11 protein-coding genes and 1 pseudogene are annotated in these 15602 nt (G+C 66.1%); 4 read left to right on the top strand and 8 right to left on the bottom strand.

What is annotated here, in order from left to right:
* Positions 1-715: 715 nt before the first annotated feature.
* Complete coding sequence (locus ACQPWU_RS45285) at positions 716-2719, bottom strand: hypothetical protein (RefSeq protein WP_433431947.1); 2004 nt, start codon at positions 2717-2719, stop codon at positions 716-718.
* 38 nt (positions 2720-2757) lie between these two features.
* The gene (locus ACQPWU_RS45280) at positions 2758-3060 is read right to left on the bottom strand and encodes a hypothetical protein (RefSeq protein ID WP_433431945.1); all 303 of its coding nucleotides are present in this window, start codon (positions 3058-3060) and stop codon (positions 2758-2760) included.
* Positions 3061-3540: 480 nt separating this feature from the next.
* Here ACQPWU_RS45280 and ACQPWU_RS45275 point away from each other — a divergent pair, with 480 nt between their 5' ends.
* A complete protein-coding gene (locus ACQPWU_RS45275; protein ID WP_433431943.1) occupies positions 3541-4830 on the top strand; it encodes an IS256 family transposase in 1290 nt (429 codons plus the stop codon).
* Positions 4831-4950: 120 nt separating this feature from the next.
* Here the strand turns inward: ACQPWU_RS45275 and prfH are convergent, their stop codons facing one another.
* The 5 genes from prfH to ACQPWU_RS45250 form a co-directional block, all read right to left on the bottom strand.
* The gene (gene prfH / locus ACQPWU_RS45270) at positions 4951-5667 is read right to left on the bottom strand and encodes a peptide chain release factor H (protein WP_433431941.1); all 717 of its coding nucleotides are present in this window, start codon (positions 5665-5667) and stop codon (positions 4951-4953) included.
* Complete coding sequence (locus ACQPWU_RS45265; RefSeq protein WP_433431939.1) at positions 5664-6812, bottom strand: RNA ligase RtcB family protein; 1149 nt, start codon at positions 6810-6812, stop codon at positions 5664-5666. Before ACQPWU_RS45265 ends, prfH begins: the two co-directional genes overlap by 4 nt.
* A gap of 717 nt (positions 6813-7529) precedes the next feature.
* Positions 7530-8003, bottom strand: coding sequence for a hypothetical protein (locus tag ACQPWU_RS45260; protein ID WP_433431938.1), 474 nt, complete (start codon positions 8001-8003; stop codon positions 7530-7532).
* A gap of 7 nt (positions 8004-8010) precedes the next feature.
* Positions 8011-8601, bottom strand: a complete 591-nt coding sequence (locus ACQPWU_RS45255) for a hypothetical protein (protein WP_433431937.1) — start codon at positions 8599-8601, stop codon at positions 8011-8013.
* Between the two features lie 797 nt (positions 8602-9398).
* Positions 9399-10337, bottom strand: a complete 939-nt coding sequence (locus ACQPWU_RS45250) for a serpin family protein (protein WP_433431936.1) — start codon at positions 10335-10337, stop codon at positions 9399-9401.
* A 32-nt stretch (positions 10338-10369) separates the two neighbouring features.
* Here ACQPWU_RS45250 and ACQPWU_RS45245 point away from each other — a divergent pair.
* Positions 10370-11258 (top strand): annotated as a pseudogene (locus ACQPWU_RS45245) (IS630 family transposase); the annotation flags it as partial.
* 39 nt (positions 11259-11297) lie between these two features.
* On the opposite strand, the gene ACQPWU_RS45240 reads toward ACQPWU_RS45245, so the two are convergent.
* Positions 11298-11795 carry a DinB family protein gene (locus ACQPWU_RS45240; protein WP_433431934.1) on the bottom strand — a complete coding sequence of 166 codons (498 nt, stop codon included), beginning with the start codon at positions 11793-11795 and terminating at the stop codon, positions 11298-11300.
* 358 nt (positions 11796-12153) lie between these two features.
* Between ACQPWU_RS45240 and ACQPWU_RS45235 the strand changes: the two genes are divergently transcribed.
* Positions 12154-13779: an ABC-F family ATP-binding cassette domain-containing protein gene (locus ACQPWU_RS45235; RefSeq protein WP_433431932.1), complete on the top strand. Its 1626-nt coding sequence runs from the start codon at positions 12154-12156 to the stop codon at positions 13777-13779.
* The gene (locus ACQPWU_RS45230; protein WP_433431930.1) at positions 13772-15421 is read left to right on the top strand and encodes an ABC-F family ATP-binding cassette domain-containing protein; all 1650 of its coding nucleotides are present in this window, start codon (positions 13772-13774) and stop codon (positions 15419-15421) included. Before ACQPWU_RS45235 ends, ACQPWU_RS45230 begins: the two co-directional genes overlap by 8 nt.
* Positions 15422-15602 lie beyond the last annotated feature (181 nt).

Here is a 15602-nt window from a genome sequence, read left to right as displayed (position 1 = left end):
GTCAAGAGAATAGCGGTGCCAGTCCCATCGTGGAACCAGGATTTCGAATCGCGTGGGATGGGGTGGCTGATGGCGGGGCTAATTGGCTTCTGTCGGATCACAAGGTAGGCGGTTCTGGACGACAAACCAATGCTGACCGACAATCGGGAACCGATAAGCCAAGCGCACAGGTGAGCTGGTTATTTCAAGAGTAGCGGCCTCAGTTGGCGTATGAATTCGATAGCGTCCGCTTGGTGGTCACGCCCGGGGGCACCCCGAACGATTTGGATCACCAGCATCTTCTTGCCGTCTTGCGTCCATGCCATCGCTTTCCCTCCAACGATGTCCCCGTCTGTCCCTTTTATTGATGCGCTATAGCCAGGCGCTGTGCCCGCGGGGAGATCGGTGCCTCCATCTTTGGTCTTTGTGTATTCCAGGCTTTCCAGTGTGGAGGGGAAGGGGTCGTGCAACTCGATAGTCATCGATGCTTTGTCTGAGACCCCGGGCGAAGTAGTGACTACGCAGTTTGAGAACTGGGCCGGTGATGTCGAGCCGCTAGCGTAGAAGTTATCTATTCCGATGGCGAGGCCAATGGCTTGACGGGAAACTATTCCGCATTCTAGAGGAGGTGCGGTCACGCTGCCGAGGGGGCGTCGGTCCGCAGGCGGAGAAGGCGATGAGCACGCTGCCGCTGTCGCGAGAACGACAACGATTGAAGCCGTTTTTGGTCGAACTCTCATTCCTCTGCCTTCGGGTACGGGGGTACGTCCAATTGGAATCCCCTCCAGACAGACATAGCGGTCTCATTGAAGACGCCGGAAGCGTCCGAATGCTTCAACCACTCGTCGTAGGCGCTGGCCTGGGTCGAATTCATCTGGTCGAGTGGGATGATTTGGCCACCTACGAGGAAGTCTCCCTTAGAATTTTTGGCGTAGTTTTCAAATGCGTGAGGGTGGGTGGAGCCTGGCGTCGTCTTATCTCCGAACAGTCCATGTCGCAGCATCGCATTAGCCGTTAGTACAGTGAACAGGCCCTGACTCTTACGAAGTGTTTTCTCGCCTTTGCTGCGTGCTGCATCACCATCAGTGTATTTGACGTGATCGCTGACGTTCGCCTCCAAGAACTCATAGCTGGCGACGACTACATCTCCTGCGGGTGTCAGTGCAAGCTTGATGGTTCTGCCAATGGCATCATTGAAGGCCTTTCTTCTTTGATCGTTCTGGTCCGCTTCGTTGATGCTGGTCAGATTGCCTGCATCGACGACGAAAGAAAGCGTCTTGCTGAGAGTGTCAATCTTGGCGTCGAACAGCTGTTTCGGGGTGCTGGTCATGTTTTGCGTGAGCAGATGCTGGCGGTACGCGTCCTGTTCGGCCTGAGTTGCGTCCGGATGACTTTTTTGCCATTCGGTGAATGCTGTATCTATATTGCGTCTTATCGCCGCACCCTGGGCGTCCATGACCTTTATGCTGTACTCGCCATGTCCCTCGATCACCGTTTTCAGCGCTTCGGTATCTTTGAAGGTCCAGGTCATCGCGTTCTTGAGCGCATCGCGGTCGAACATGGCCCCATGGGGTTGCTTGCCAGGCAGGTTCATATCGGTATCCGGCAGCGGGGTGACACCTGGTGGTTCGCTCACGCCGGTATTGGCCACTCGATGAACGTCACTCATGTAGGCCGAGAAGATACGGGCTGCGTTCTGCCGCGTATCGGGAAGCCGAGCCTGTACTTGCGGGTCCGCCCAGAAGCGGACGGCCCATGACGCGATCAAAGCTGACTTGTAGCCTCGTGAGCTTCCTGGGGGCTGGCCATGATCGCGGAAGGTCGTCGTCGCTGCCTCGATCGCTCGACCGAGTTCCCCACTGCCCTCGCCCCAGTAGTTGTCCCGCATCAGGAAGCCCAGCGGCCGGCGTACTGGATCGGTGAAGAAGTCCTGCGCGACCTTGGCGTTCTTCGCCAAGGCGGCAGCGAGCCCGGGCCCGAAACCGACAATTTTCTGCTGTTCAAGAGGGGGTTTCTGTGCGTTGTCGAAGACCTTGTTAGCGATGTCGCGAAGGAAGGCGTCATCGAAGGTGCCGTACCGCAGGAGCTTGTCGACGATGTCGTTGTCCACCGCCGTCCCATCGGACGTGATCAGCTCGTCGGCATAGCTTTTAGGCAACTTCATGTCGCCGACTCCTCGCGAAGCCGTGCCCAGAGTCACGCTCAGTGCCGCTGCCAAACGGTCCGTCGCCGATGCTGGTGAGTCTTTCCAGCTGTGATCTCGGGAGTAGGGATCCTTGGCGTAGAGGTCTTTCAGCAGTGCTTTGAGCTCCTGGGGTGGCATCTCCTTGGCGAAGGCGACAGCGAAGTAGGGATCATGCTTATGCTTCTCGAGCAGGTCCAGCGTCTCGCGGGTAAGGGCTGCTTCGCCACCTCTTATGGCGGCCTCTTTCCGGGCTTGTCGAAGCTGATCGGCAACGGACTTCGCCACTGTCGCTCCGCTCGCCGGCGAGGAAGATGGCCAGAGCGTCTCGTCAGCCCAGATCACTCCCTTGTCGAGCCCGATCTTCTGGGTGGAGACGATGAGATCCAATCTTCGCTGCAGGCCGGGGACCTGCTCACCGATCTGGAAACCGATGTCTCTCAGCAGGCCCGGCCCTGACAGGCTTGTGCCGATCTGGCGCAAGCTGCTGTGGATTTGTGCATCGGCCTCTAACCAGGACTGTTTCAAGCGCTCGATCTCGCCGATCAGCTGAGTCATGAGTGCGGGGTCGATACCGACCCGATTCGGGGATGGGCTCATCGGGGAAATCCCCCGGGGGGCCAGTCCGGCCGCGGATGCCAGGGCAGGAACGGATCCGCAGCGGGATCCTTGGCCTGTGGGCTCACAGGTGTGGATTCGACCAGCGAGAGGGCCCTGCGGAAGACGCTCTTGTAGGCTGCTTCCCAGGCTTGGCAGTCCTTGATGAGCTTGTCTGCGGCCTTGCCCTTCATCGCTCCGCTTTCGAGCAGGCCGATGAGCTTGTGCACGTCGTTGGCATGCTGGTCGCGTAACTGCTCGATCGTGCGTCGAGCGGCCTCGATCTGTTCCTGTGTCGCCATCACCAGACACCCTTGGATCATTGAGGACGATGATCTGTGGGACTTATGTGACGGTAAGCGGTAATCCGAACGGCGTCGAGTTGCACTGCTAAAGCGGCATCAATTCAACGAATGCCTTGGTTGTTGCGTACTACTCAGGATGGCCATCGTCTCTGTAGAGTCCGTCCCTCGTGCCGTTCGCCGGTGGCGAGCAGGTCCTGAGCCGCTGCCTTCTCGCGGGCATGCGGGCCGCTTTCGGTTACTCGGGCCAAAAGCTGAACCGCCTCGGCTTTGATGGACGTCGCGAGCAAGGATGGCCGACATATCAGCAAGCCATTGAGCATGCCGTCGCGCAGAACAACATGGGCAAAGGACCCTCGGCAGTCCGAACGGAGCAATGCTTGAGATCTGTGGATCATCGGGAAGGGGTGTACCTTCCCGATGATCATGTGAATCCACAAGCATGACCGACGCGCCAACGTCGGTCGGGAAGGCACACCCGTGCTCACCGTAGTCCCTGACCCCGCCAACGGCGACCGCGCCGCGGCGATCTCCGCCCCGTCGCCCGCGCTGATCGACGAGCTCGTCCGGGAAGGCGCCCGCCGGATGCTCGCCGAAGCGCTCAAGGCCGAGGTCGACGCCTACATCGCCCAGTTCGCCGACGAACGTGACGAACACGGCCGCCGTCTGGTCGTCCGCAACGGTCACCACGAACCCCGGCAGGTACTGACCAGCGCGGGAGCCATCGAAGTGCGCGCCCCACGCGTCAACGACAAGCGCATCGACGAAGCCACCGGCAAGCGCCGACGCTTCTCCTCAGCCATCTTGCCGCCGTGGTGCCGCAAGAGCCCGGCCATCACCGAGGTGCTCCCCCTGCTCTACCTGCACGGGCTGTCGTCCGGCGACTTCGTGCCCGCTCTCGGCCAGTTTCTCGGCTCGAGCAACGGGCTGTCTGCGCCGGTCATCACCAAGCTCACCGAGCAGTGGAAAGCCGAGCAACGCGCCTTCGCCGAACGCGACCTATCCGACGTGGACTACGTCTACCTGTGGGCCGACGGCATCCACGTCAACATCCGCCTGGAAGAGCACAAGTTGTGCCTGCTGGTGCTGATCGGCGTGCGCGCCGACGGCCGCAAGGAACTCGTCGCCCTCACCGACGGCTACCGGGAGTCGAGCGAGTCGTGGGCTGACCTGCTGCGTGACTGCGCCCGGCGCGGCATGCGCGCCCCGGTCCTGGCGATCGGCGATGGCGCGCTGGGCTTCTGGTCAGCCCTAAGTGAGGTATTTCCGCAGGCCAGGGCGCAGAGGTGCTGGTTTCACAAGATTGCCAATGTGTTGGGGGCGCTCCCGAAGTCCGCCCATCCTGGCGCGAAGAAGGCGTTGGCCGAGATCTGGAACGCCGAGAGCAAGGACCAGGCGCTGACCGCGATCAGCGCGTTCGAGGCCGCCTACGGCGCCAAGTTCCCCAAAGCGGTCGCCAAAGTCGTCGACGATGTCGAAGAACTGCTCGCCTTCTACGACTATCCGGCCGAACACTGGCGGCACCTGCGCACCACCAACCCGATCGAATCGACCTTCGCCACCGTCCGGCATCGCACCAAGGTCACCAAGGGTCCCGGCTCCCGTGCCGCCGGCCTGGCGATGGCCTTCAAGCTGATCGAGTCCGCTCAGGCGCGCTGGCGCGCCGTCAACGGCGCTCACCTGGTCGCCCTGGTCCGAGCCGGCGCCACCTTCATCGACGGCAAGCTCGTCGAACGCCCTGCAGAATCACCCGTCCCCACAGCCGCCTAGGAACGCATGATCCACAGGTCTTGACTATTGCTCGTCCGAACGGCTGACCAGCGTCTGAGGCTTACAGTGGCAGGCGGCGCAGCCGGGCGGCGGCACTGCACGCTCTTGCCCTAGCGATCCTCATGTTGTCGGATGATGCAATTCTCCTTCGGCGGTGGGCGTGGGCGGGGTGGACTGCCACCGTCGTCGGCGCGTCTGCTTCTGCGGAGCCAGGTCCTGCTTCGGCGTTTCCGGACGTTCGATACGGGTGGGGTTGCCGCGTACGAGCTCATCGTGGAGGCGCCAGCGGGCGGTGGTGACGGCGCGTCCTGCTGCCTCGTCGCCGTGCTCGATGCGCTGTCGCAGCAGCCGCAGGGCGATGCGGCGGTTGAGGCTGAACTGCCGCTCGGTGTCGACCACGACGACGATCCCCGTGGGCCGGTGGGTCGCCCGTACGGCCGTGCTGGCCTTGTTGCGATGTTGACCGCCGGGGCCGCCGGTGCGGCAGGCGACGATGTCGACGTCTGCTTCCGCGAAGGTCGTGTGCGGGGTGCTGACCAGGCACGGTTGGGCGATGACGTACCAGTTCTTTCGGCTGGTGTTGGTCCGGTATGGGCTGGGGGCCTGCCAGCAGAGGGTTCCGGTCCACGAGGCGGCGAACGCCTCGGCGCCGTCTCCTGCGATCTGGATGAGGACCGACCGGTAGGTGCCGGGCCGGTCACCGGGAGCGGTCTGGGCCCGATGGGTCTCCAGATTCTGCCGGGTGGCGTCAACTTCCAGGCGGCGCAGCAGCTGGGCCAATGCCCAGGCGCACTCCTGCGGGCCGCGCCCGGCCGACAGGAGCAGGTGGACGCTCACGGCCAGCCTCGCTTGCGGCGGTGGTCCCGGCGGTCCCTTGGGGGCGTGGACCCGAGGTCGGGCGTCTTGTAGGTGACCAGAGGGATCGTGGTGGCCACGGGCGTGGCCAGGTCATGGTCGACGAGGTCGGCGATTACCTGCTCGATGCGCTTGTAGGCCGTTGGTGCCTCCTCGAAGAGCAGTTGGCGGTCGCCGCAGACGACCAGCGACCCCACCGGTGTGCGGCGCAGCTCCTCGACCGTGTGCTTGGCCTTGCCCCGGCGCAGGGCGTCGGTACGCGACATCTTGCGGCCCGCGCCGTGCGCCACGGAATGGCCGGCGTCCGGGCCAGCGTGGGCGGCCACGAGGTAGGAAGGGGTGCCTCGCGTACCGGCGATGAGCACGTCGCGGCCGTCACCCGGCGCGGCCCCCTTGCGGTGCAGGTAGATCCCGTCGCGGAGCTCGACCAGGTTGTGGCACTGGTCGACGATCGGCTCGGTGGGCTCGGTACCCAGGGCATGGGCGACCCGGGCGGCCATCAGCCGCCGGTTGAGCGATCCCCAGCGTACGGCGTCGTCATGCATCGCCAGGTAGGCGCCGGGATCAGGGGCGGGGCCCGCACCGTGGACCTCGGTGTGCGCCCGCAGGATCCGTTCGCCCAGCCCTCGGGAACCGCTGTGGACGATGAGAACCAGGTCGTCGGCGGCGAGTCCGAGACGGCTCGCGTGGCCCGGTTCGAAGACGGTCCCGATCCGCGCCAGCTCGACGAAGTGGTTGCCCCTGCCGACCGTCCCGAGGCCTTCGACGTGACCTGCGGGAATATCACCCTTCACTACGGCCCAGGCGGGATCGTCGGCATCCTGCTCAGGGTCGAGCGCGCGATCGAGATCGGGGAACCGGGCGGCGAGCTTCTCGGGTACGGCGCGCTTGAGCTCGACGGGGAACACGGCGATGCCGCATCCGATGTCGGAGCCCACCAGGAACGGGTACAAGATGGTCGACGCCATGGCGGCGCCGATAGGGGCGCCCTTGCCGGGGTGCAGGTCCGGCATGGCGGCGACGTGCATCATGCCGTCGAGGGCGGCCACCTGGTGGCACTGCGCGAGGGCATCGGACTCGATCCAGCTGGTGGGGGAGGCGAACACGGTGACGGTGGCCGAACCCATAGCCGGGGTGGAAGGCGGCAGGAGCTCCTGCCGGGAGTGTTGCTGAGACAAAGACGCTCTCTTCGCTGAACAGGGTATGGGCGGGCGGCATTACGGCGCGAGCAGGCGCCGTGGCATCTCGAAATAGCGGGTGCTGTCAGTCAGAGCATCATGGACACCACGTTCCCCGAGCCCACCACGCGGGGCAAGTGGTTTTCGGCCGTACGGGCTTGCATGCCGGCACGCACCCTTACGCAACGATGTACGGGTGCGCTTCGTTCGATCCGCTGAGGCCATGGCGGATGAGTGCACTCTCATTGAGGTGTCCAGCAGATTCCGGACTGTCAGCTGGATGAGCTGACGCAGATTTGGGAGATGACATATGGCGAGAATCCGCAGGCGGTTCTCGACGGGTTCAAGGAAGCCGTCGCCTCAGGATGAGCCAGTCAAACAGGGGCCTGGGGTGAAGGCATTCCTTCAGTCGGAAGCTCCACTTTCACCCTGAGCCCCTTGGCCGGCTCCTCTCGAGGGTGGACGACGGCGACTGGACGATTAAGAAATGGAGTGTGGCTCTGCGTTAACGCCGCGCGGGCCGCTCCGCAATATGCGGGCTGGTGATGGGTGATCCACCAGAACAGCAGGCCGACCAGGCCGGCACCGGTGGCATGTGCGGCACTGCAGGCAAGGGCGAAGGCGACTGTGAGGCGGAGCCGTTGGTTTGGGAAACGCCTCTGAGGCTCAGCGTGTGACGCGCAAGGCCCACTCGACTGAGTCCGGGGCCTGGATTCGTACCGTCAGGGTCTCCCTCTGGCCGAGGTCGAGCCGGTTCATGATGGGGCTGATCAGGTTGTCGAGGCAGGTGAAGGGCATGTTATAGCCCGGCTCGAGGATGATCTCCGCCTTGCCCTCTCCCCGGCAGTTGAACAGCACCCAGAGCTCGTCCTTTCCGGGTGGGATGTCGCCGACGACCATGGACCCTTTTCTCGGCCCTGCCTTGAGGACGGTTTTCGTGCCCGCGTCCATGCCCGGCATGCGGAGCGGCGTGCGGTTGGGCGGTGGTGGTGTGGTCACTGCGGTCTCGGTCGGGACGGCCGACGAGGTAGTGCCTCGCCGGTCCGGCACCGGATTCGCTGGAGGCGGAGCCGTGCAGGCCACCGCCAAGCCGATGATGGTGCAGGAAGCAAGGAGAGGCACTACCTGGCGGATTGTCATGTCGAGATCACCTTTGCTTGACGTACCAGCCGACCTGCCAGGGGGTCCACGCGGTCACGTGTCGCTGACGGCTTTGGCCGCAAACCTGGTAAATGCCGTTGGTCTTCTTGCGCCACACGCCGTACGTGGCGAGCGTCGTTTTGCGCGGCGGGGTCGGGACGGCGATCTGGTTCCCCAACGAGGCCGTCAGGCTTGCGGACAGGTTGACGCCCGCGGCCACTTCGGCGCCCGCGATGAGCCTGTCCACCTTCAGGCTGCCAGAGACGTTCCAGGAGATCGAGACGGTTCCGGACACCGTGGCGGTGAAGGTCGATGTGGCGGCGCGGGACGTTCCGTTGTGATTGGACTGCGTCGGGCCGACGGCCTTGTGGCTGTTGCTGTACGTGGAGACCCGGTAGGTGGCATCTCCTGTCCGGCAGGCGGCCATGGTCATCGAGGGAGGGGTTGTTTTGGCGGGGAAGATTTCTGTCTCGTTGTCGTATCCGACCACAACGTTGGGATTGTCCGGAAGCGGCTGAGGATCGTCGGCAAATGCCGGGGGCGCGCCCAGCATCGCGAACGGCGCGATCAGAGTGGCCGGTAAGAGCGTGCGTTTCATGAACATAGCGGGTAGGCTCCCTTTGCATCGAATGGTGCTCCACGGGCGGGGATCGTTGGTCGCGGCACCCGTCCGTGCAGCTACTGGATCTTTGCCGGCGTTTCCGTCGGGCGTTGACAGTTACTCACGCTGACAAATGGCAATCAATCTCTTGCGCTGTGTCGATCCATGTGCTAGCGGCGCCCGCAAGGCTGGATTTCGGCTACGATCGCCAGCTCGACGGCGCGATTAACAGCCGTTTGCAGGTTTATCAAATGCCACTCCTACCGAGTTGTGGACACCCGTTTACCGGTGCTCCATAACAAAAGCTCACACCATTGCCGGAATTAATCAGAAACATTCTGTTTCTGGCTGTTGTGGGCTGGGTGTCCTTGACATCGGACCACGTGGCCATCTCCGGGAACGGACCCGGCCCATGTCGTTCGGCGCCCTATAGACTGCGCTGGTGTTCAGGTGCAGATCGTGATCAGGGCCACTCACTCCATCACTGATGAGCACGCAGCAGCCTTGGCATGGCTGAATGAGAACACCATTGAGGGTGTGGGCTTCTTCGGGGTACCAGTCGAAGCGCTAAGCATCGGTGATTCATCGCCCGTACCGAACTTCAACGTGATCGTCCGGCCCAACGACCAGATCAAAGCTGCACGCCAGGCCCGTATTCGCTCGGACTGGACCTGGGGCGGCTACGCGGAAGAGCTGCGGATTCCTCCCGGGCGGACCGAGGTCGTACGCGGCCACGAGGCCTCGTGCCGGAGCACCGACAGTGGGTGTTACGGGCTTCTTCCATGGTGCGGCGCTCAGTTACTGGCTCCCGAGTGCCAGGTTTCGGGTTCGGCGACCCAGCCGGCGGTCAGAATGAGGTGGCTTCGGCGGTCAACCGCGAGGAATCCGAAGGGATGGTTGAAGTCGAGGTCGATGTGCCTGACGCGGTAGGGAGGCGGTGGGGCTATTCCGCCTGCGACGGCGCCGAGGGCGGTGATAGCGGCGGCCTCGAAGCCGGTGGCTTGGAAGGTGGCGACGGCGTTCTGCTGGGCCTGGGTGACGGCGAGGGGCTGGGTGCTGATGCCGGGGAAGTGCCCGCGTGTCTTGTCGGTCACCGTTGCCAGACCGAACACTTCGGGCAGGTCCAGGAGGTCGTGCGTGGAGGTGATGGTGAAGCGCGGGACCGTGACGTTCAGTACGTCGTCAGGAGCGTAGTCGCGGGCGTGGCGGATGGTCATTCCGGGGCCGGTGCAGCTCGCATGCAGGAGGCTGGCTGGTGTGGTGAGGTGGCGTCCGGCCAGTACGTCGATACCGGCGGTGAGGACGTGGCCGGGTTTCATCGATTCGTCGCCGATGACGAGGTGGACGTCGATTCCCCCTGTACCCATGACGCGAAGCAAGGTGAGCGAACCGCTGGGGGTGTCGGTGACTCTGGCGCGGTCGAGTACGTGGGTGCTGCGGCGTAAGACATGGATCTCACGTCCGGCCCACGGGCCGGCTTCGAACAGGCCGATGCCGTCGGTGAACGGGCGTAGCCACGTGGTGCGAACGGTCAACGCCATGGCCAGGACAAGGAGCACGCGGTCGGTCAGTTGGAGGGGCATGGTGGGGATGAGCCCACCGGTCTGCTCCTTGGCCCAGGTGTCGAGCCGGAGTTGGTCCTCGGCAGGGTGCGAGGTCAGTTCGCCGTACATGCCCGTGGGGAGCGCGGTGATCCAGGCCGGATGCAGTGGCAGGTTCGGCCGGACCCACAAGCCCAGGGCCGACCGGATCGCCGTAGACCTGTCTGGCCTGCCTGGACCCTCAGTGGGCGGGAGGCCGTCCCCGCCTGCTGAGTCCTGACGACGAAGCCTTCGTCGCCACGACGGCCACCACCCGACCTGTCAAGCTCGGCCAGCCCTTCACCCGCTGGTCCATCCGCAAGCTCCTCGACTGCTTGCGCCGCCTGCCCGGCCGGGCCATCACCCTCGGCCGCGAGGCGTTACGCACCCTGCTGGCCCGCCATGGGATCACCTTCCAGCGCACCAAGACCTGGAAGGACTCACCCGACCCCGACTTCGACACCAAACTGGACGAAATCGACTACGCCCTGACCCAACGGCCCGAACGCACCTTCGCCTTCGACGAGTTCGGACCCTTGGGCATCCGGCTGGGCACCTGCGGGTAAGCCGGACCGGCTGCCGGCCATCTACCGCCGCACCCACGGCGTCACCTACTTCCACGGCTGCTACTCCGTCGGCGACGACCTGCTGTGGGGCGTCAACCGAGCCCGCAAGGGCATCAACCCCACCTGGGCCGCGCTGAAATCCATCCGTGCCGCCCGGCCGGACGGCGCCCCGATCTACGTCATCCTGGACAACCTGTCGGCGCACAAGAACTGGCGCATCCGCGCCTGGGCCGAGAAGAACAAGGTCAGACTGCTGTTCACGCCGACCTACGCCTCCTGGGCCAACCCGATCGAGGCGCACTTCGGACCGTTGCGCCAGTTCACCCTGGCCAACTCCGACCACCGCAACCACACCGTCCAGACCCGGGCCCTGCACGCCTACCTGCGCTGGCGCAACGCCCACGCCCGTCACCCTGACGTACTGGCCGCCCAACGCCGCGAACGCGCCCGCATCCGTAGCGAGAAGGGCATCCGCTGGGGCGGCCGGCCCCTCGCACCGCCCGCCTGACAATCCTCACCCAACCTGGTGATCGTTCCGCTCACAGCACTAGGCGCGCCGGTGGTCGCCGCTCGCGCCGTCGATGAGCTCGCGCACGATGTCCATGTGGCCGACGTGCCGGGCGGTCTCCTCGATCATGTGGATGAGCACCCAGCGCAGCGTCATCTTCTCGCCGCGCTCGTTGGTGCCGAGGTCCTCGAGGCCGAACTTCTCGATGACCTCGTCGGAGGACGCGCGGGCGCGGGCGTAGAAGGCGAGGACGTCGGCCGTGGTCTCGCCGGGGTCGACGCGCAGGTCGGCGTCCTCGTCATCGTCGTCGAACGGGAGCTCCTCGTGCTCCTGCCCGAACGTGTCGGCGAACCACCAGTACTCGACGGCCGCCAGATGCTTGACCAGGCCCAGGAGGTTCGTCCCGGACGGGGTCATGGGGCGTCGCAGCGCCTCGTCGTCCAGGCCCTCGATCTTCCACAGCACCGCGTCGCGATGCCGGTCCATGCTGGCCTGGAGGCTTTCCTTCTCACCGCCGGTGAATGGGACTGTTTTCATGCCCGGAACGTAACAGCTGCCCCACCACTCGGGCTAAGTGGTGGGGCCACCACCCGGCACACCCGCCATGGACCTCGAATGGCGTGTCATCAAACCCGGTGAACGTATGTGGTCAACGCACTAGGCGGCCGGCACGCGCTGATCCCGGCGGCTGCTATGGTAAAAGACGCTTGAGATCGGAAAGCTAGGAGACCAGACGTGGCAGGTGACGACGACATCTCCGGGTGATACCGGAGGTTGACCGGCCCCGGCAGGCGCACATGACCGCCGCCGATGTGGCCCTCGTCGTCGTTCCCCCATTCCCGTCCCCATCGCCGGGCCGCCTTCGCGCGCCCGGGTCACCTACGAGGTCTCTCGCATGTCCGATGCGTTCATCATCTGCTCCAGCCTGTCCTTCTCCTGGCCTGACGACACGCCCGTCTTCAGCGACCTGTCCTTCACCGTGGGCGGCGGCCGTACCGGCCTCGTCGCCCCGAACGGCGCGGGCAAGAGCACGCTGCTCAAGCTGATCGCCGGCGAGTACCGGCCCGGCGGCGGCAGCGTGTCTGTCAGCGGCGTGCTGGGCTATCTGCCGCAGAGCCTGCCCTTGGCCGGCGACCTGACCGTGGCCGAGGTCCTCGGCATCGCCCCCGTGATCGCCGCGCTGGACGCCATCGAGTCGGGCGACGCCAGTGAGGAGCACTTCACCACGATCGGCAACGACTGGGACATCGAGGAGCGCACCCGTGCCCAGCTCGACCGGCTCGGGCTCGGCGACCTCGCGTTCGACCGCACGCTGCGCACGCTGAGCGGCGGCCAGGTCGTCTCGCTCGGCCTGGCTGCGCAACTCCTCAAGCGGCCCGACGTCCTGCTGCTCGACGAGCCGACCAACAACCTCGACCTCGGCGCGCGCCGCAGGCTCTACGACGTGCTCGGCGACTGGAACGGCTGCCTGCTCGTGGTCAGCCACGACCGGGCCCTGCTCGACCGCATGGACCGCATCGCCGAACTCGACCGCGGCGAGATCCGCTTCTACGGCGGCGACTTCACCGCCTACGAGGCAGCCGTACGCGGCGAGCAGGAGGCCGCCGAACGCACCGTGCGCAGCGCCGAGCAGGAGCTGAAACGCGAAAAGCGCGAGATGCAGCAGGCCCGCGAGCGGGCCGAACGCCGCGCGAGCAACGCCGCCCGCAACCTCAAGAACGCCGGCCTGCCGCGCATCTTCGCCGGGAACATGAAACGGGGTGCCCAGGAGTCGGCCGGACGGGCGGGCCAGACGCACGCCGCCCGCGTCAGCGACGCCAAGGCCAGGCTCGACGAGGCCGGGCGCGCCCTGCGCGACGACCAGAAGATCACACTAGAGCTGCCAGGGACCAACGTGCCTGCCGGACGTACGGTCTTCCACGGCGAACACCTGCAGGCCCGCGGCCTGTTCACCGAGCCCGGCATCGACCTGACCATCCGCGGACCCGAACGCATCGCGCTGACCGGCCCCAACGGCGCGGGCAAGTCCACCCTGCTGCGCCTGATCAGCGGCGAGCTGGAGCCGGACGGCGGCACGACCAGGCGCGCCGACGGCCGCGTCGCCTACCTGTCACAGCGGCTCGACCTGCTCGACCTCGAACGCACCGTGGCCGAGAACCTGGCCGCGTTCGCCCCGGGCATGCTGGAAGCGGAGCGGATGAACCTACTGGCCCGCTTCCTGTTCCGCGGCGCACGCGCCCACCTGCCGGTGCGCGTGCTGTCGGGCGGCGAACGGCTGCGCGCCACGCTCGCCTGCGTGCTGTGCGCCGAACCGGCACCCCAGCTTCTGCTGCTCGACGAGCCCACCAACAACCTCGACCTGGTCAGCGTGGGGCAGCTGGAGAGCGCGCTCGGCGCGTACGAGGGGGCGTTCGTGGTGGTCAGCCACGACGAACGGTTCCTCGCGGAGATCGGGGTGGAGCGCTGGCTGGAGCTCTCCGGCGGCTGTCTCCTGGAGACCGGGAGGCCCGTCAGTGAGTGACGCGCTGCTCGCCCGCGATCTCGTACGGACGCTGGGCACGCGGCGCGTGCTCGACGGCGTCTCGCTCACCGCCGCGCCCGGCCACCGGATCGGGCTGATCGGCGAGAACGGCGTGGGCAAGTCCACCCTGCTGCGGCTGCTGGCTGGAGCGGATGAGCCCGACTCCGGCACCGTCGTGCGGCCCGCCGACCTCGGCTTCCTGCACCAGGAGTTGCCGTTCACCGGCGACGCCACGGTCGCCGACGTGCTCGACGACGCCCTGCGCGAAGCCCGTACGGACCTGGCCGAGCTCGACCGGCTCACCCGGGCGCTCGCCGACGCCCCGGACGACGCCGCTCTGCTCGAAGCGTACGGGGCCAGGCTTGACCAGGCGCAACAGCGCGAGTCCTGGGACGCCGACCGGCGCGCGGAGATCGTCCTCGACCGGCTCGGCCTGGGCGGTGTGCCGCACGGACGCGCGCTTGCGTCGTTGTCGGGCGGGCAGCGGGGGCGGCTCGCCCTGGCGGGGGTGCTGATCAGACGGCCTGCGGCGCTGCTGCTGGACGAGCCCACCAACCACCTGGACGACGACGCCGCGGTGTTCGTGGAGGAGCAGCTGCGCGGTATGACGGGGGTGGTGGTCGTGGCGAGCCATGACCGGGCGTTCCTGGACGCGGTCTGCACCGACCTGGTCGATTTCGACCCGGCGGTGGACGGGCCCGTCCGTTATGGGGGAGGGTATGGCGCGTACCTGGCCGAGAAGCGCGCCGAGCGCGGGCGCTGGGAGCGGCGCCACGCGGAGGAGCAGGAGGAACTCGGCGAGCTGCGCCGCTCCGTCGCGGTGACGGCGCGGCAGGTGGCGTTGGACGGGTTGCGACGCGACAACGAGAAGATGGGGTACGGGCACCGCGGAGGACGCGTACAGCACCAGATCTCGCGACGGGTGCGCAATGCCGCCCGCCGGCTCGCCGAGCTGGAACGCGAGCAGGTCCCTGCCCCACCGCCACCGCTCCGCTTCCGCCCTCGCACCCTGGTCACCGGCGCCGCCGACGCTGCCGGTGTCGCGGAGGGTGTCGCCGCTGGCTCCTGCGATCCCCACGACGAAACCTTGCTGTCACTGCGGGACGTGCGGGTGCCGGGACGGCTCTCGATGGACCGGCTCGACGTGGCGCCGGGGGAGCGGTTGCTGGTCACCGGGCCGAACGGCGTGGGCAAGTCCACGCTCCTGGCGGTGCTGGCAGGGCGGCTGGATGCGGAGGGAGAGGTACGGCGACGGCGTGGGCTGACCGTCGGGCTGCTGGCCCAGGACACCGTATTCGAGCGGCCGGACCGCACGGTGCGGGAGACGTACGAGCGGGCGCTCGGCCCGGGGCGCGCCGAGTCCGTGCCGCTGCGCTCGCTCGGCCTGATCGGCCCGCGCGATGTGGACCTGCGGGTAGGGGAGCTGTCGGTCGGCCAGCGCCGCCGGCTCGCGCTGGCGCTGCTGGTGGCCGATCCACCCGAGGTGCTCCTGCTCGACGAGCCCACCAACCACCTCTCACCCCGCCTCTCCGACGAGCTGGAAGAGGCCCTGGGCACCGATGGACCCGGCGCGATCGTGATCGCCAGCCACGACCGATGGTTGCGCGCCCGGTGGAAGAGCCGCCACATCCTCCTGTCGTGAAGATCGTGGTGCTCTACTCGCCGACCTCGGCCCGGCCTTCATCACTTCACCTACCTGGGCAAGATTTGGATCAACGGCCAGGAGTTTGGCCGAACGTCAAGGCAGCCGCAGCAACAAGGGATCCGATGCGGCTACGGCAGTACGGCGATCTCCTCCGGAGAGCTCGGCATGGGTCCAGGCC

This window comes from Nonomuraea sp. CA-141351 (genome assembly GCF_050944675.1).
Classification (GTDB): Bacteria; Actinomycetota; Actinomycetes; order Streptosporangiales; family Streptosporangiaceae; genus Nonomuraea.
Note: the sequence above shows the minus strand (reverse complement) of the source record. Positions and strands in the feature narration are given on the sequence as shown.

What these genes read in the sequence shown, in the direction of transcription:
- ACQPWU_RS45285 (WP_433431947.1), bottom strand. Translation starts at nt 2,719, where the DNA reads ATGACTCAGCTGATCGGCGAGATCGAGCGCTTGAAACAGTCCTGGTTA.
- ACQPWU_RS45280 (WP_433431945.1), bottom strand. Translation starts at nt 3,060, where the DNA reads ATGGCGACACAGGAACAGATCGAGGCCGCTCGACGCACGATCGAGCAG.
- ACQPWU_RS45265 (WP_433431939.1), bottom strand. Translation starts at nt 6,812, where the DNA reads ATGGGTTCGGCCACCGTCACCGTGTTCGCCTCCCCCACCAGCTGGATC.
- ACQPWU_RS45260 (WP_433431938.1), bottom strand. Translation starts at nt 8,003, where the DNA reads ATGACAATCCGCCAGGTAGTGCCTCTCCTTGCTTCCTGCACCATCATC.
- ACQPWU_RS45255 (WP_433431937.1), bottom strand. Translation starts at nt 8,601, where the DNA reads ATGAAACGCACGCTCTTACCGGCCACTCTGATCGCGCCGTTCGCGATG.
- ACQPWU_RS45240 (WP_433431934.1), bottom strand. Translation starts at nt 11,795, where the DNA reads ATGAAAACAGTCCCATTCACCGGCGGTGAGAAGGAAAGCCTCCAGGCC.
- ACQPWU_RS45235 (WP_433431932.1), top strand. Translation starts at nt 12,154, where the DNA reads ATGTCCGATGCGTTCATCATCTGCTCCAGCCTGTCCTTCTCCTGGCCT.